Below are 16,613 nucleotides of genomic sequence, written 5' to 3' on the forward strand. Positions count from 1 at the left end.
CTGAAATATCGCTCGCCACGCGAGTTCAGGCGCAGGACGGAATCATCAACTCAAGTGTGAGGCGGTGTCCGGAGATGCGGGGGCAAATCCAAGAAGTTGTGATACTGTATATTCATACAGTATCCATCGGCTTGCCTTGGCGTTTCCATGTTTGCGTTGTCCCCGTCTCTTTTCATCGCCGAAGATGTGGCGGAATGTCCCGTCCGCGCTGGGCGCGCGGTGTCTGAGTTGCGTTCGCCCGTGCCGAAAGCCTCAACGGTGCCATTGCCGGAAACGCTGCATCCTGCGCTGTGGAGCGCAGGCCGTCTGGCGCGCGGCGACGGGCGCGTTCTCGCCACGGGGTATGACTCACTGAATGTCGAGTTGCCCGGTGGAGGCTGGCCTCTCGGTGGACTGACCGAGCTGTTGTGTCCGCAATCCGGTATTGGTGAATGCCGGTTGCTGCGTCCGGCATTGTCTACGCTATGCACGGGCGCAGGGCGCATTGCGCTGATTGCTCCACCGCATCTGCCGAATGCAGTGAGGTTGGTGGGGTGGGATTTCTCTCCTGAACAAATCGTCTGGGTGCGTGCTGACAAGCCGGCTGATCTTCTGTGGGCCGCCGAGCAGGTTCTGCGCAGCAAGGCTTTCGGTGGTGTGCTGATCTGGCTGAACCGGGCGCGCCAAGGAGAGTTGCGCAGGCTGCAAGTGCTGGCCCAGGCAGGAGAGAGTGCCATCTGGGTGTTTCGACCGTCCCAGGCGCAGCGTGAATCGTCGCCGGCGGTGCTGCGGCTGGGGCTGGAGCCGGCTGGCGCCGATGCCCTGTCCATCCTTTTTCATAAGCGGCGCGGGCCGTTGCGTGAATCTCCATTGCTGCTGCCGTTGGCGGATCCGCTTCGGGCCGGTCGCGCCTCCGTGCCTCCGTTGCCTGTGCCGCCCGTCGAGCCCTTCATCATGGATCCAGCCACAGCGAAATTGCTGGCCGCGCTTTCGTCTCCTTCGTCTTCAGTTGCGCTCGACGCTTTGTCGGACGCTCCCGATCAAAACCCTCCCGATCATGCCGTTCTGGATCGCGGTGCACTTGCCCCGTCTCCCACTCGACGCGCTTCGACCCCAGTGGTCTGACCCGGCCGCGCTGCCTTTGCCAGTGGTGGTGCTGGAGCAGGAACGCGTGGTGTCGGCCAACCGCTTGGCGATGCGCGAAGGCGTGCATGCAGGCTTGCGTCGGGCGGGTGCCCAGGCACTCGTACCGCACGCTATACAGCTTGATCGTGACAGGGCGGCCGAGGCACGGTTGGTGCAATCGCTGGCGCTCGCATTGCTGGCATTCACGCCGCATGTCACGTTGGATGTGGTGGATGAGGCGACTGTCTTGTTGGAGGTCGAGGCCAGCTTGCGCCTGTTTGGTGGGCATCGCGCGCTGTGTCGGGCAGTGAAGTATTGCGCGGTTCGGTTGGGCGCCATACCGCAGCTTGGCACTGGGCCGACGGCACGCGGTGCGGCATGGCTTGCCAGTGCGCAGTCGGCACCGATACGTGGCCGTCGTCGCACGGCAGCCCGCCAGGCGCGCGTGCGGAGGGCGGTGCGGCAGGAGCGGTTGTCGACGTTGCTCGATCAATTGCCGATCGATGCGGTGGCGTGTCTTACGCGGCCCGATTGGCTTGAAGGCCTCGGCTGCCGCACGCTGGCTGATTTGCGGGAGTTACCACGTAGCGGCCTGCGGCGGCGCTGTGGGCCGTTGCTGGTGGATACGCTTGACGCAGCTTATGGCAACGGGCACGAAAGTTTCACCTGGTTTACCGCGCCGTTGCGCTTTGATGTGTCGTTGGAATTGCCAGGACGCATCGACAACGCGGAAGGTGTGCTGGCAGCCTCGGAGCAATTGTTGTTGCAGCTAGTCGGCTGGCTGTCGGCGCTTCAGTTGGGCGCCAAGACGTACCGACTCACGCTGGAGCACGAACGCCGGCGCGGCCGGAGCAGTGAAGATGCCGCCTCCTCCACGCCAGTGGAGATCGCTCTGGCACAACCCGTTCGCACGCTGGCGCACTTGTCGCGGGTACTGCACGAGCGCGTGCATCGGCTCACGCTGATCGCTCCGGTGGTCGAACTGCGCTTGACGGTGACTGATGCCACGCCGCTCGCGCCGCCCACGGAATCCCTGTTTCCCGAGCCCGGTGGTCGCGCTGAAGACGCTGCGCGCCTGATCGACACGCTGATCGCCCGGCTGGGTGCCGAGAACGTGCGTCACCCGCAGCCATGTGCCGACCATCGCCCTGAGCGAGCCAACCATTGGGTCGAGGTGAATGCCGCGACCACCGCGCAGAGCCGTGCCGCTGCGCGACAGGCATTGGCGCAATGGCACGCGCAGCAGCCCGAGCGGCCGCTGTGGCTGCTGGAGAAGCCGATCCCGCTGCTGACACGTCAGCACTATCCGTATTACCGCGGGCGGTTGCGGCTGGTGTCGATGCCCGAGCGCATTGAATCCGGCTGGTGGGACGACGATCTCATCAAGCGCGATTACTTCATCGCCGAAGGAGGAAAAGGCGAGCGTTATTGGGTGTATCGCGAGCGCGTTTCCGCAGGCCAGGCCAACACGAGAGACGAAGACGCCCGCTGGTATCTCCACGGTTTGTTCGGCTAAGCAGTCATGACTTCGGCCACGCTACTTCCCACGCTGCCTGACTATGCCGAGCTGCATTGCATCAGCAATTTCACGTTCCTGACCGGCGCATCGCATCCGCACGAACTGGTGGAGCGCGCCAAGTTGTACGGTTATCAAGCGCTGGCTCTGACCGACGAATGCTCTGTAGCCGGCACCGCGCGAGCGCTTGTTGCCTCCAAGGAGTATGAGCTGAAGCTCATCATCGGCAGCCGCTTTACGGTGCGCAATGCCGATGGCGAACCCTGGCTGCGGCTGGTGCTGCTGGCGCAGAACATCGAAGGTTACGGCAACCTGAGCGAGATCATCACCCATGCGCGGCTGGCCGCGCCCAAAGGCCAGTACCGCTTGCTGGCTGACGATTTGGCCGCGCCCGAGGGGGACCTTGCCCACCTGCGCGGCGTGCCCGATTGTCTGGCGATTCTATTGCCTGATTACGATCCTGATCCGCAGCAACTGCTGGCTCAAGCGTGGTGGTGCCAGCGCGTGTTCGGTGATCGGCTATCGATTGCGCTGGAGTTGCCGCTGCGGCACGCGGATGACCGCCATCGCGGCACGGTCGCGGCGGTATCGGAGCAGACCGATGTGCCCATGGTAGCGACCGGCGGTGTGCAAATGCACACGCGCCAACGCAAGCCGCTGCACGACGTGCTGACCGCCATCCGTTTGTCCAAGCCGCTTTCCGAGTGTGGTTTGGAACTTGCGCCCAGCGCTGAACAGGCGATGCGCACGCGCGTTCAACTCTCCTACCTCTATCAAGGCGAGCGTGGCAAAAAGATCCTGCGTCGGACGGTGGAGCTGGCGGCGTTGTGCAATTTTTCTCTCGACGAGATCGAATACGAATATCCAAGCGAAGTTGTGCCGGAAGGCATGACACCGGCGAAATACCTGCACGCCGAAACGCTCGCTGGTGCCGCACGACGCTATCCCAAAGGCGTATCGAAAAAGGTGCGCGAGCAGATTCAGGAGGAACTCGGACTGATTGCCGAGCTGGGCTACGAGCCGTTCTTCCTGACCGTCTATGACGTGGTGAAGTTTGCGCGCAACGAGGGGATTCTCTGCCAGGGGCGCGGCTCGGCGGCCAACTCGGCGGTGTGCTACTGCCTGGGGATTACCGAGGTGAATCCGGACAGCGGCAACACACTGTTCGCACGCTTTCTTTCGCGGGCGCGCAATGAGCCGCCCGACATCGACGTCGATTTCGAGCATCAGCGTCGCGAAGAGGTCATCCAGTACATCTACAAAAAATACGGTGTGACACGCACCGCGCTGGCAGCTGCGCTCATCACCTACCGCACGCGTAGCGCACTGCGTGACGTCGGCCGCGCGTTGGGCATCGACCTGGGCATCATCGAACAGGTGGCCAAGGGGCAGGCGTGGTGGGACAGCCGCAAGGAATTTGCCCAGCGCGCAGGCCAGCAGGGGCTGGACCCGGAATCGCCGTTGGTGCTGCGCTGGGCGCAGTTGGTGGATCAGTTGCGTGGTTTTCCGCGCCATCTGTCGCAGCACGTGGGCGGGTTCGTGATTGCGCAGGGCAAGCTTTCGCGCCTAGTGCCGATCGAGAACGCCGCGATGGAAAACCGCCGCGTCATCCAGTGGGATAAAGATGATCTTGAATCGCTGCGCCTGCTGAAGGTGGACGTGCTGGCCCTGGGCATGCTGACGGCCATTCGCCGCACGCTCGATATGGTGGATGCGTTGCCCGGACGGCGCGAGCACTACGGCGCGACGGCCAAGCTCGCCATGCAGAACCTGCGCGATGACGACGAGAAAACCTACGACATGATCTGCCGCGCCGAGACCATCGGCGTGTTCCAGATCGAATCGCGCGCGCAGCAATCGATGCTGCCGCGTCTGCGTCCGCGCGAGTATTACGACCTAGTGATCCAGGTGGCCATCGTGAGGCCTGGGCCGATCCAGGGCGGCATGGTGCATCCGTATCTGCAGCGACGCGAGGCGAAGCGCAATGGCAACACCGATTGTGTGACCTATCCCGGCCCCGAGGTGAAAGCCGTGCTCGAACGCACGTTGGGTGTGCCGATCTTCCAGGAGCAGGTGATGGAGATCGCCATGAAGGCCGGCGATTTCACTCCAGATGACGCAGACCGCCTGCGCCGCGACATGGCCGCCTGGAAGCGCAAGGGCAATCTCACGCAGCATCAGGAGCGCCTGGTGCATGCGATGGTCGAGAAGAGGGGCTACGACCCTGCTTTTGTCGAAGCGCTATGCAAACAGATGGAAGGTTTTGCTGAGTACGGCTTCCCCGAAAGCCACGCGGCAGGCTTTGCCAAGCTGGCCTACGTCAGTAGCTTCCTGAAATGCCACGAGCCGGCGGCGTTTTTTGCGGCGTTGCTCAACAGTCAGCCGATGGGGTTCTATTCACCGTCGCAGTTGGTGCAGGAGGCGCGGCGCAGCCATGTGCGCGTGCTGCCGGCGGACGTGACGGCCAGCGTTTGGGACAGCACGCTGCATCTCAGCGCGGATGGCGAGGTCGGTGAGAATGGCTTGGTGCAGCCCGATATCCGCCTCGGGTTGAATCGCATTCGCGGCATGCGCAAGCCGGCTGCCGAGCGCATCGAAGCGGCTCGCGCCCAGGCGCCATTTACCAGTGTGGAGGATCTCGCCCATCGTGCCGCGCTCGACCGTCACGACCTGAACGTGCTGGCCGCAGCCAATGCGCTGAAGTCGCTGGCCGGCCACCGTCGTCAGGCGCTCTGGCAAACGCTCGCCCTGCAGGAGCCCGGCCACGATCACGCGCTGCTGCGCCAGGCCCGTCCGGTGGAGGCGCCGCTCGTGCTGCCCGCGCCGCCCCTTGGTGAAGAGGTGATGGCCGATTACGGCAGCCTGGGGTTGTCGTTGCAGAGCCATCCGGTGGGGCTGCTGCGCGCACGGCTCGAACGCATGCGTTTTGCCACTGCCGCCACGCTGGCCGGCTATCGCAACGGGCAACTGGCGCGCGCTTGCGGCATTGTCACGGTGCGGCAGCGACCGGGCACAGCTAACGGCACGATCTTCGTTTCCATTGAAGACGAAACAGGCGCCATCAACGTCATCCTCTGGCCTCACTTGATCGAGCGTCAGCGGCGCGAAGTGTTGAGCGCCCAACTGCTGGGCGTCTACGGCAAGTGGCAATGTGAGCGCGAAACCCGACACCTTGTCGCCCAGCATCTGGTGGATCTGACCCCACTTCTGGGGCGCCTCGCGACTTCCAGCCGCGACTTCCATTAATTTTCTGCCTGATGGCAACTGGCCGCCGCGTCACCTTCGGCACGGCAATTGCGTGACGAGAGGCACGCGCAGTCGCCCGGCCGCAGGGCAGGACGCTCCGGTGGTTCTCTCCCGCCGGGCACCCTCCAATTGGCGGATAGGGCAAGCGCGGATCGACGGGACGTGGTGCGGATGCAAGGATTTGCGCTTGAGGCGTCACAAAAAGCGCCTGACAAGCGAAGAAAGCGGCATCTGGGCGGGAACTGACCCCGCGGGCGCCTTGTCACCATAAGCAAGGTTGACGAGATGCGCTTTCATCACGCGTCGATATTGGGTGCAGTCGAAATTACGTCTACTCTGTAGAAAACACATCTCGGAGACGGCCCCCAAAAACATGTGCAACGGCGTGCATACATGACGACCGCCGCCGTTGACGTGCTGTGTATGACCGCGGACGAAGGTGCAACCACCCGACCCGCATATTTTTAGCCCATCGTTCGGGTCCAGACCCGGCGGTGTTTCCCATCTCAGGTGCAGGAGCGAACAGATGGAACAGCCTTTCAAGCAGTTACACAGTCTGCGCAAGTCGCGCAAGCTCAAACAGGAAGATGTCGCCAAGATGGCCGGTATCTCTCGCGAAGCGTATTTGCGCGCGGAATCCGGTCGTGCCGATCCCCGCCTGTCGACGCTGATGGCCGTGGCCGGCGCGCTGGGGCTGGAGGTCGTTCTGGCGCCGCGAGAAGCCGTTGCCGAGATTGAGCGCGTGATTGCCAACCACCCGGCTCAGCCAGCGCAAGCCGGCGGCGGGGCAGAAGCCGGCCATGAGCGCTCAGAGCACGGCTCGATGGGCGGCACGGGCGGCGGTCATGGCTTGGCAGGCCAGTATCGCGGGCCGGAGCGCCATCCGCAGTCGGCCTATCACCCGAGTGCCTCGCATAGCCAGGCTGGCCAGCAAGGCGCGCCACATGCCGGCGGCAACGCGGAAGATCGCTCGCGCATGACGTCGTCGGACCGCCCCGGTGCTGGCGGCTCGTCGGGCGGCTCGGATCGTCCGGGCGGTTCGGGCTCGCGCGAGTCGTAAACAGATCGTTCCGATACAGGCCGGGCACGCAAGCGCCCGGCTTTGCGATTGAGCGCAGGAAGCGGTCGCACTACAATCGGCCGGGCAAACCGCGCCCGGCTGGTTTGTGCGCTTTTGCGCCAACGTTTCCTTTTTCTTTCGTATGAACGGCGATCCGCCACGCAAGCACATGGCGCAAGCCGTGTCCCAACACCCGCCGTTCTGGCACAGCCTCAAACAAGACGTCTTCTTTTGGTCCCTGCTGGCGATCTGCGGCGCGCTGACGCTCGCGGCACCGCAGCGCATCGTCGAATATCCGGCGCTGATTGATTGGCACACCATTGCCGCATTGGCCGGTTTGCTCATCCTGACCAAGGCGGTTGAGGCCAGCGGCATGCTTCAGTTGCTCGGCCGCCGCCTCGTCGAAGTGGTCAGCAGCCAGCGTGTTCTGGCCCTCAGCCTGGTAGCGGCTTCGGCAGCGCTGTCGACCGTGTTGACCAACGACGTGGCGTTGTTCGTGATCGTGCCGCTCACCGTCGGTTTGCGGCAGGTGGCCAGCCTGCCGGTGGCGCGGCTGGTGATATTCGAGGCGCTGGCGGTCAACGCGGGTTCCGCGCTGACCCCGATCGGCAACCCGCAGAACCTCTTCCTGTGGCATCAATCGGGGCTGTCGTTCGGTGCGTTTGTCTGGCAGATGGCGCCGATGGTCGTGCTGCTGATGGTCTTGCTGCTGGTGGTGACATGGCTGGCGTTTGCCTCGGACGAAATCCATCTGCATGCCGAAACCGCCGATGCGGAATTGCACAAGCGCCTGCTTGTGCCCGCGCTCTTGCTGTACGTGCCGTTTCTGGTGTTGACCGATTTGGGCCACCCGCTGGTGGCGGCGGCCGGGTTGATCGTGCTGTACCTCGTCAGCGCGCGTTATGTGCTGGCGCGGGTGGACTGGGGCCTGCTGCTCGTGTTCATGCTGATGTTCATCGATCTGCGGCTGGTGGCGCAGCTTGGCATCGTGCGGCAGGCGCTGGATGCACTGGCGTTGAGCAATCCGATGCATCTGTACTGGGCCGGCATCGGAGTGTCGCAGATCATCAGTAACGTGCCGGCGGCGATCCTGCTGGCCGAGTATTCGCACGACTGGCCGATGATTGCCTTTGCCGTCAGCGTGGGTGGATTCGGCACGCTCATCGGCTCGCTGGCCAACCTCATTGCGTTGCGCATGTTGGGCGACCGCCGTGCCTGGTGGGTGTTTCACGCGTACTCGATGCCGTTTCTAGTGGCTGCGGCGGGTATCGTGTACGCGTGGCTGATGTGGTTGCGTTAGGCCGGCACGGCATCCCAATCCGGCGCAAAGGCCGGTTGGACGTAACGCAACGTTTTGGGCAAGGCAGCAATGGCGGCACGATCTGCGTCGTCCAGGCGCAACCCCAGCGCGTCGAGATTTGCCCGCTGGCTTTCAGGCCGCTGGGCCTTGGGGATGGCGATCACGTCAGGCTGCTCCAGCAACCATGCAATGGCTACCTGTGATGCCGACGCGCCGTGCTTGCGGCCAATCGCCTGCAGCGTGGCATCTTCGGCCGCGCGCCCTTGCGCCAGTGGTGCGTAGGCGGTCAGCGGAATGCCCTTACCGCCCAGGTAGCTCAGCAGCGCCGATTGGTCCAAAAACGGGTGGTATTCCACCTGCACACAAGCGAGGGGCGCGCTGATCGTTTCGATGGCGGTTTTGAGCATCGCCAGGTTGAAATTACACACACCAATCGCCCGCACGCGGCCGCTTTCACGCAGCGCCATCATCGCTTCCATCGTTGCCGCCATGTCCATGCCGGGCGCGGGCCAGTGGACGAGATACAAGTCGACGTAATCGAGTTTCAGCTTGGCAAGGCTCTGCTCCAACGCCAGAGGAACGGCGCGCGGCGCAAGCTGGTCATGCCAGACCTTGGTGGTGACGAACACCTCTTCCCGCGGCAGGCCCGAGGCAGCGATGGCCGCGCCGACAGCGTCTTCGTTGGCATACATCGCGGCGGTGTCGATGTGCCGATAACCGAGCGCCAGCGCGCTCTCGACGGCGGGTTGGCACACGTTGCTTGCCATACGGAATGTGCCGAGGCCCAGTCGGGGAATGGAAACACCTTGCCTCTTCAGTGCTTGTTGCATGCGCGGCTCCTTCGGTTGCCATGAACGATGGACGCCATGGTGCCGATTGCCGATCTTTGAATAAAGTGCGTACCATGCAAATCATTCGTGAAAAAACTCCCGTAATAGCTGCGGAAGGGAAGGGATTGCATGACGTTCGATGGGCAATTGTTTTCCGGCATTACGCTGCTGGCGGCCGTCGTGGAAAGCGGCAGCTTCGTGCGCGCCGCCGATGCGCTCGGGCTGTCACCGTCCGGAGTGAGTCGCGCCGTCAGCCGCTTGGAAGCGCGCATCGGCGTGCGCCTGATTGAGCGGACGACGCGTTCGCTCACGCTCACCGACGAAGGCCGCCGCCTCTACGAACAGGTCAGCCCACACCTGACGGGCATTGCCGACGCCGCGGCAATGGCCTCCGGTGCGGTGGGCGCGGTGCAGGGGCGCTTGCGGGTGAATGTCGATCCGTTTTTCTCGCGGATGGCCCTCGCGACGCCGGTGGCCGGTTTTCTGGAGCGCCATCCGGACTTGTCGCTTGAACTGATCATGCGGGACGACGTCGGCGATCTGGTCGCCGACGGGTTTGATCTGGCCATCCGCTTCGGGCCGCCGCCCGTGGGTTCGTTCGTGGCCCGCAAGCTGGTCGAGACGCGCATCGTGACGGTGGCATCGCCGGATTACATCGCGCGACGCGGTAAGCCGGCGCATCCGCGCGATGTGCCCTCACACGAGCGCATCCTGTTCTACAACCCGGTGACGGGGCGTCCGTACGAGTGGGAGTTCTGGCGCCAGAATGAACGCATCGAGATCCGGCCTGCCGGGCGGTTGATGGTGTCCGACGTGCGCACGATGCACGCGGCATGCGTTGCCGGCGCCGGCATCGCCCAGGTGATGGCGCTCGGTACGGAAGAGTTGCGGCGCAGCGGTCAGCTGGTCGACCTGTTCCCTGATTGGCCGGACGAGCGCTTTGCGTTGTACGCGCTGTATCCGTCGCGCCGTTACCTGCCGGCGAAGGTGCATGCGTTCATCGATTTCTGCGTCGAAAATCTGCCCGCGGGCTAGCGCACAAAAACACTGCGGCCGCGCTAGGCGGCCGCAGCGGATCAAGCAAAAAAAACGTCAGACCTTCTTGGCTGCCATCACGGCTTCCGACACGTTGCGCGGTGCTTCAGCGTAGTGCTTGAACTCCATCGTGTACGTCGCGCGGCCCTGGCTGAGCGAACGCAGGTTGGTGGAGTAGCCGAACATCTCGGCGAGCGGCACCTCGGCGTGCACGACCTTGCCGCCGCCGCCCGGAATGTCTTCGGTGCCTTGCACCATGCCGCGCCGTGACGACAGGTCGCCGATCACGTTGCCCATGTAGTCTTCCGGCGTTTCCACTTCCACGGCCATCATCGGTTCCAGCAGGATGGGGCCGGCCTTGCGCATGGCCTCTTTGAACGCCATCGAGCCGGCCATGCGGAACGCGTTTTCGTTCGAGTCCACATCGTGGTACGAGCCGAAAGTCAGGCGCACCTTCACGTCCACCACCGGATAGCCCGCCAGCACGCCCGTGTTGAGCGTGTCGCGGATGCCCTTGTCCACCGCCGGGATGAACTCGCGCGGGATCACGCCGCCCTTGATCTCGTCGACGAACTCGTAGCCCTTGCCGTCGTTGGGCTCCAGCGTGATGACTGCGTGGCCGTACTGGCCGCGGCCGCCCGATTGCTTGACGAACTTGCCTTCGACGTCTTCTGCGGCCTTCTTGATGGTTTCGCGGTAGGCCACCTGCGGCTTGCCGACGGTCGCTTCCACGCCGAACTCGCGCTTCATGCGGTCGACCAGGATTTCCAGGTGCAGCTCGCCCATGCCGGAAATGATGGTCTGGCCGGATTCCTCGTCCGTCTTCACGCGGAACGACGGGTCTTCCTGCGCCAGTCGGTTCAGGGCGATGCCCATCTTTTCCTGGTCGGCCTTGGTCTTGGGCTCGACAGCCTGGCTGATGACGGGCTCAGGAAATTCCATGCGCTCCAGCACGATGACGTGCTCCGGGTCGCACAGCGTTTCGCCGGTCGTTACATCCTTCAGGCCCACCGCCGCGGCGATGTCACCGGCCAGCACTTCCTTGATCTCTTCGCGCTGGTTGGCATGCATCTGCAGGATGCGGCCCAGGCGTTCCTTCTTCTGCTTGACCGAGTTGTAGACCGTATCGCCCGAATTGATCTTGCCGGAGTACACGCGGAAGAACGCCAGTTGACCGACGAACGGGTCGGTCATGATCTTGAAGGCAAGCGCGGCGAACGGTTCGCTGTCGCTGGGGTGGCGCTCCAGCGGCTCATCTTTCTCGCCATGACCTTCAATGGCGGGAATATCCACCGGCGAAGGCAGGTAATCGACCACCGCGTCGAGCATGGCCTGCACGCCCTTGTTCTTGAAAGCGGACCCGCACAGCATCGGCTGGATTTCACCGGCAATGGTGCGTTTGCGCAGGGCGCGCTTGATCTCTTCCTCGGTCAGCTCTTCGCCGCCGAGGTATTTGTTGAGCAGTTCCTCATCCGCCTCGGCTGCCGCTTCCACCATCTTTTCGCGCCATTCCTGCGCGATGGGCAGCAGCGCCGGGTCAATGTCGGTGTATTCGAACTTCACGCCTTGCGAGGCATCGTCCCACAAGATCTCTTTCATCTTGACGAGGTCGACCACGCCGCGGAAGCCGTCTTCCGCGCCGACGGGAATCTGGATCGGCACCGGGTTGCCTTTCAGGCGCTCGCGCATCTGGCGCTCGACACGGAAGAAATCCGCACCGATGCGGTCCATCTTGTTGACGAACGCGATGCGCGGCACCTTGTACTTGTTGGCCTGGCGCCAGACGGTTTCCGACTGCGGCTGCACGCCGCCCACCGAGTCATAGACCATGCAGGCGCCGTCGAGCACGCGCATGGAGCGTTCCACCTCGATGGTGAAGTCGACGTGGCCCGGAGTGTCGATGATGTTGATGCGGTGTTCGGGGTAGTTGCCGGCCATGCCGCGCCACATGCAGTGCGTGGCCGCCGAGGTGATCGTGATGCCGCGCTCCTGCTCCTGCTCCATCCAGTCCATCGTGGCCGCGCCGTCATGCACCTCGCCTATCTTGTGATTGACCCCGGTGTAGAACAGGATGCGCTCGGTCGTGGTGGTTTTGCCGGCGTCGATGTGCGCCGAGATGCCGATGTTGCGATAGCGCTCGATGGGGGTCTGGCGGGGCATGATGTTTCTCTTCCGTTGAAGGACACTCGCATCGCCGACTCCGCACCATGCGAAGGGCGAATGTGCGAGTGGGAACACATTATAGGATCGGTCCTAACCCATCGCATGTAGGGGTATTGGATGAAATTTCACCCCCTTGCCATCTCATATCCGAGTTGGTGCAGGCGCGCAAAGTCCAGCAGTTCGATTTCTCCGTAGGCCAACTTGAGGATGCCGCGCCCTTCGAAATCCTTCAAAACCTGGTTCACGGTCTGGCGGGACAGGGACAGCAACTGTGCAAGCTGCTCCTGTGGAACGTGCAGCACACGCCGCGTGCCCAGGCGCAGGTCGCCGTAGCCGTCCGCCATCAGTAGCAGGCGCCGCGCCACCCGCACGGGGGCGGGCAGGAGGGCGGTTTCCTCCAGCACGATGAATGTCAGGCGCAGCTTGTGAGTCAGCAGCAGCGCAAACGCATGCAGCAGCGCGGGCGAGCCATCCAGCAGGGCGATCAGCGCCGCCTGCGGCATATGCAGCAAGGTCGTAGGACCGTCGGCGCGCGCGTCATGCGTTCGGGGCTGGCGGTCGAACACGCCGATCTCGCCAAACCAGTTGACCGGCTCCAGCACGGCCAGCAAGGCTTCGCGCCCGTCTGCGCTGGTGGCGCCGATGCGGATCGTGCCTTCCACCACGCAGTACAGACCGTCGGGCGCGTCGCCACGCTGAAAGAGGATTTCTCCCGCGCCCAGGCGCCGCACTGCCGCGATGTCGATCAATGCGTCCTGCAAGGTCGCGGCGAGCGTGCCAAACCAGCTGCTGGCGTGCAGGCGTTCGCGATAGGAGCGGGCGTCCAGCGTGCCGGATGCGGCGACGGGGTGGTCCATGGGGGCGGCTGAAGGGCGCTTCGGAAACGTCGAATGTGTCGGCTACGCGACAGAGCGGCGTGCCGTTCACTGACTAGGATGAAACGATCATAACGAGCGTGCGGCTGGAGCGTCCATGCTGCAAACGCACAAAATCGGAGGCCCCATGCGCAGCCTGTCTGACCATCTTTCCAACTACGCCGCCTACCACCAGGACGGCCGTAATATCGCCACGCACTTTGTCGGCATCCCGGCGATCGTGCTGGCGGTTGCGGTGTTGCTGTCGCGGCCTGTGCTGGCAGAGCTGTCAGGTGTGCCCGTGACGCCCGCGCTGATCGTGCTGGCGCTGACGACGCTGTTCTACCTGCGCTTGGACGCGATGTTCGGCGTGGTGATGTTCGGGCTGATCGCCGCGTGCGTTTGGGTGGGCAGCCACGTCGCCGCGCATTCGACGGCGGCCTGGTTGTCAGTGGGCATCGGCCTGTTCGTGATCGGCTGGATCATCCAGTTCGTCGGCCACTACTACGAAGGGCGCAAGCCGGCGTTTGTCGATGATCTGGCAGGGCTGGTGATCGGCCCGCTCTTCCTCGTGGCCGAGACGGCGTTTGCCCTGGGTTTGCGCACCAAGCTGCGCGACGAGGTGGTCAGCCGCTCCCACGCCATGCGAGCCGCGATGGGCGTCAAGCACGCTACCGCCTGAGCTGCCAGCGTCAGGCTATTTCTCATTTCTATTCAGACTTCGCGGCCGGCTGAAAAACCGGTGCGCGATTCTGCATGCCGGCCAGCACCGCCTCGCGCTGATTTGGCGTGCCGATCAGCCGGTCCTGCTCGACCGACTCGGCCTGCAGAATGGCAGCGGTGTCGCCGTCTTCCACAACGCGCATCAAGCGCTTGCCTGCACGGATGGCGTCGGGACTCTTCTGGGCAATGTCGTGCGCCGCCGCCAGCGCCGCCGCGCGCGGATCGTCCACCACGTGCGTCGCCAGGCCCAAGGCGGAGGCTTCTTCGCCGTTGACGATGCGGCCGCTGTAGATCAGCTCGCGCAGGCGATCCGGGCGGACCAAGCCGCGCGTGAGCGCCATGCCGCCCATGTCGGGCACCAGGCCCCATTTGATTTCCATGATCGAGAGGCGCGTGTCGGCGGTCACGTACCGCACATCCGCGCCCAGCGCGATCTGCAATCCGCCCCCGTACGCGACACCATGCACCGCAGCCAGCACAGGCACCGGCAGATCGCGCCACACCGTGCAGGCGTACTGCGGCAGATTGGCCGCGCCATGCGTGCGCTTGGCAAGACGGCCGGCGCTGAGGTCGGAACTTGCATCGCTGCTGCCCAGGCTCGCCATGCTCGCCATGTCCAGCCCCGCGCAGAAGGCACGCCCCTCGCCTGACAACACCACGGCACGCACGTCCGTCTCGCTCATCAGACGTTCACCCACGGTGACGAGCGCTTCGAACATGGCCGGGTCGATGGCGTTCATTTTCTCGGGGCGGTTGAGCCGGACTTCAGCCACGCCGGCGTCGATGCTGAGCAGGATGCGGTCAGTCATGGAGAGGTGTTCTGTGTGAGGTCAACGTCGAATCAATCGGGAGCGATGACCAATGCGTCGCGCTTGTCCTTCACCTGCGCCCAGTGCGCATGATCGGGCAGCGGCGGTTGCACCTTGGTCAGTCGGGGCCAGTCCGCGCGGCGCGAGAGCTGTGCGTTCAGCGCGATGAAGTCCTGCTGATCGGCCGGCACCTCGGCTGCGGGATAGATTGCGCCCACCGGGCACTCCGGCACGCAGATCGAGCAATCAATGCATTCATCTGGATCGATTACCAGGAAATTGGGGCCGGCGTGGAAGCAGTCCATGGGGCAGACGGCGACGCAGTCGGTGTATTTGCATTGGATGCAGGATTCGGTGACTACATATGGCATAACTACGCGGGGTGTTCAAAACTTGTTCAAAATTCGTTCAAAATTATGCAGCATCAATCTGAACTCTGACAGGGCTCAGGCCCCGCGAGTTTGCATAGAGGGTGGCCATTTCGTCGGAGGTGTGACCCAGCAGGGTTTTTGTATCGACGAGCCCCTGCTCGAGATACGCCCGCTTGCAGAGCGATCGGATCTCGTGGAATGAGGGGGCATCCTCGCCACCAATCCCGGCTAGTGTGCGGGCCTTGGCGAACGCCTGCGAGATGCTTGTCAGCCTGATTGGATCTCCGCGCTTTGCATCGCCCTGTGGCCTGATGTGGTGGATCAAATACTTGGTGACGACGCCTGTGGAGCGGCATCGGGCGATCACGTCCCCAAGGGTCACGTTCATGGCGTTAAGACGCAGCTGGAGCGGAATCGCAATGCGTAAGCCGGTTTTCTTTGCGGTTTTGGACCGTTGCAGTACCACCGCGTCGCCCTGGGTGTAGCTGAAGAGCCAGTTCCGAATTGTTGACCGGTCCTGGCCGGAGACGAGGGCTAGCAGCATTGCGTTCTGTAGCCACGCTGACACTTCCGGTGCGCGTTCATAGATCCGCCGAAATTCGTCCAGCGTCAGACGGCGACGCTTGACGGTGACATCGACCCGCTTGGTAGCGCTCGCTGGGTTCTTGTCCATCCACCCAAGGCCCATGCCTTCGGTGCACATGGCGATGAGCCTGCTGCGCAGTGACTGCGCCATGCGGGCTTTGCCTGCCTCTCTGTAAGGCAAGAGCACAGCAGCACACTGCTTGGTCGTTAGATCGTGGCAAGGCACGTCGCCGATCGCAGCGCGGATTGCTTTATCAAGTGTCAGCCACGTCTTGCGCGTGCTTTGTGAGATGCCGTCATAGGGCATCTTGTCGAGCAGGTCCGCTACTGTTTCTACGGGCGCAGAAATCTGCTCGACGAGGGAACGGCGCGGCGCGGCAGCAATTGCAGCGTTTGCCTCGTGCGCTTCAAAGATGGCCTGTGCCAACGGTATGCGACCTAGAACGTGCAATTTGCCGTCGCGCGGGTCGAGAAACGTGTAATAGCCCTCGCGCGGCTCGTGCAGGTTTGCCGGCCAGTTGGCGCGCTTGCGGATTCGTGGGCGGGCAGCCATTACGCGGCAATCCGATGGACAAGGCGTCGGCGCGCGTCCTTTGAAAAGACGGCGTGTTCGTCAACGTAGTAAGCCTTGCCGACTTTCTCGGCCGGAGGATAGATCTTGCCCTCGCGCGCCCACGCGCGGAGCGTGTCGATGTGCGGCGGCGGGTCATAGTTTCGGGCTGCCCATTTCTCAAGACTGACTTTCATTTTTTGCTTCACTCCCCACATACAGCGTGCTCTCGAAGATTTGCGCTGCTGCTTCTGATGTGTCTGTGAAATTCTGTTGCTCGGCGCGTTGATGGGTGGTGGCGTTCATACCATCCCGGTATGGACATTCGTCACGTATCCCGTATCGAGCAGCTTGCCGACATCTGGTTCTGCCGCGCAGTTGCGTGGTTTCTCATCGCCGTCGGGCTCGGCGTATATGGCACCTTCGCTGAGCCTTGGGCGGAGGTGTGGGCGCGATGGCTCACGTAG

The 16,613-nt window shown here is 63.4% G+C and carries 16 protein-coding genes; 8 read left to right on the top strand and 8 right to left on the bottom strand.

The genetic code is table 11. The features are described 5' to 3' along the window. The first annotated feature begins 147 nt into the window (after window positions 1-147). The 5 genes from imuA to R2669_RS00025 all read left to right on the top strand — a co-directional run bounded on the left by imuA (window position 148) and on the right by R2669_RS00025 (window position 8,226). Entirely contained in the window at window positions 148-1,104 is a 957-nt protein-coding gene (gene imuA / locus R2669_RS00005; protein WP_316897805.1) for a translesion DNA synthesis-associated protein ImuA, read from the top strand. Further along, a complete protein-coding gene (locus R2669_RS00010) occupies window positions 1,037-2,620 on the top strand; it encodes a Y-family DNA polymerase (protein ID WP_316897806.1) in 1,584 nt (527 codons plus the stop codon). The genes imuA and R2669_RS00010 overlap by 68 nt, the downstream gene beginning before the upstream one ends. Window positions 2,621-2,626: 6 nt before the next feature. After that, window positions 2,627-5,866, top strand: coding sequence for an error-prone DNA polymerase (locus tag R2669_RS00015; protein WP_316897807.1), 3,240 nt, complete (start codon window positions 2,627-2,629; stop codon window positions 5,864-5,866). Window positions 5,867-6,392: 526 nt separating this feature from the next. Beyond that, window positions 6,393-6,926, top strand: a complete 534-nt coding sequence (locus tag R2669_RS00020) for a helix-turn-helix domain-containing protein (protein WP_147218832.1) — start codon at window positions 6,393-6,395, stop codon at window positions 6,924-6,926. A 142-nt stretch (window positions 6,927-7,068) separates the two neighbouring features. Further along, the gene (locus tag R2669_RS00025) at window positions 7,069-8,226 is read left to right on the top strand and encodes an SLC13 family permease (protein ID WP_316897809.1); all 1,158 of its coding nucleotides are present in this window, start codon (window positions 7,069-7,071) and stop codon (window positions 8,224-8,226) included. Here the strand turns inward: R2669_RS00025 and R2669_RS00030 are convergent. Then, window positions 8,223-9,056, bottom strand: coding sequence for an aldo/keto reductase (locus R2669_RS00030; RefSeq protein WP_316890992.1), 834 nt, complete (start codon window positions 9,054-9,056; stop codon window positions 8,223-8,225). The genes R2669_RS00025 and R2669_RS00030 overlap by 4 nt on opposite strands. Window positions 9,057-9,185: 129 nt before the next feature. Here R2669_RS00030 and R2669_RS00035 point away from each other — a divergent pair, with 129 nt between their 5' ends. Beyond that, complete coding sequence (locus R2669_RS00035; RefSeq protein ID WP_147218827.1) at window positions 9,186-10,091, top strand: LysR family transcriptional regulator; 906 nt, start codon at window positions 9,186-9,188, stop codon at window positions 10,089-10,091. A gap of 57 nt (window positions 10,092-10,148) precedes the next feature. On the opposite strand, the gene fusA is transcribed toward R2669_RS00035, so the two are convergent. Together fusA and R2669_RS00045 are read right to left on the bottom strand one after the other, a co-directional pair. Further along, complete coding sequence (fusA, locus tag R2669_RS00040) at window positions 10,149-12,251, bottom strand: elongation factor G (RefSeq protein WP_009241868.1); 2,103 nt, start codon at window positions 12,249-12,251, stop codon at window positions 10,149-10,151. Window positions 12,252-12,379: 128 nt separating this feature from the next. After that, the gene (locus R2669_RS00045; RefSeq protein WP_316897811.1) at window positions 12,380-13,111 is read right to left on the bottom strand and encodes a Crp/Fnr family transcriptional regulator; all 732 of its coding nucleotides are present in this window, start codon (window positions 13,109-13,111) and stop codon (window positions 12,380-12,382) included. Between the two features lie 145 nt (window positions 13,112-13,256). Between R2669_RS00045 and R2669_RS00050 the strand changes: the two genes are divergently transcribed. Continuing rightward, window positions 13,257-13,790: an Mpo1 family 2-hydroxy fatty acid dioxygenase gene (locus R2669_RS00050; RefSeq protein WP_316897813.1), complete on the top strand. Its 534-nt coding sequence runs from the start codon at window positions 13,257-13,259 to the stop codon at window positions 13,788-13,790. A gap of 28 nt (window positions 13,791-13,818) precedes the next feature. Here R2669_RS00050 and R2669_RS00055 read toward each other — a convergent pair whose 3' ends face one another. From R2669_RS00055 to R2669_RS00075, 5 genes are read right to left on the bottom strand one after another with little or no spacing between them, the layout of a single operon-like run. Then, the gene (locus R2669_RS00055; protein ID WP_147218819.1) at window positions 13,819-14,640 is read right to left on the bottom strand and encodes a crotonase/enoyl-CoA hydratase family protein; all 822 of its coding nucleotides are present in this window, start codon (window positions 14,638-14,640) and stop codon (window positions 13,819-13,821) included. Between the two features lie 32 nt (window positions 14,641-14,672). After that, on the bottom strand, window positions 14,673-15,011 hold the full coding sequence (fdxA, locus tag R2669_RS00060; RefSeq protein WP_027678878.1) for a ferredoxin FdxA: 339 nt from the start codon (window positions 15,009-15,011) through the stop codon (window positions 14,673-14,675). Window positions 15,012-15,054: 43 nt separating this feature from the next. After that, a complete protein-coding gene (locus R2669_RS00065) occupies window positions 15,055-16,149 on the bottom strand; it encodes a tyrosine-type recombinase/integrase (protein ID WP_316897814.1) in 1,095 nt (364 codons plus the stop codon). Continuing rightward, window positions 16,149-16,343 (bottom strand): excisionase, encoded by a 195-nt coding sequence (locus tag R2669_RS00070; RefSeq protein ID WP_316891000.1) that lies wholly within the window; start codon window positions 16,341-16,343, stop codon window positions 16,149-16,151. The genes R2669_RS00065 and R2669_RS00070 overlap by 1 nt, the downstream gene beginning before the upstream one ends. After that, window positions 16,327-16,452: a hypothetical protein gene (locus R2669_RS00075; protein WP_316891002.1), complete on the bottom strand. Its 126-nt coding sequence runs from the start codon at window positions 16,450-16,452 to the stop codon at window positions 16,327-16,329. The genes R2669_RS00070 and R2669_RS00075 overlap by 17 nt, the downstream gene beginning before the upstream one ends. An 11-nt stretch (window positions 16,453-16,463) precedes the next feature. Here R2669_RS00075 and R2669_RS00080 point away from each other — a divergent pair, with 11 nt between their 5' ends. Then, entirely contained in the window at window positions 16,464-16,613 is a 150-nt protein-coding gene (locus tag R2669_RS00080; RefSeq protein WP_316891004.1) for a hypothetical protein, read from the top strand.

Origin of the sequence: Ralstonia edaphi (genome assembly GCF_958350185.1) — a bacterium.
Classification (GTDB): domain Bacteria; phylum Pseudomonadota; class Gammaproteobacteria; order Burkholderiales; family Burkholderiaceae; genus Ralstonia; species Ralstonia edaphi.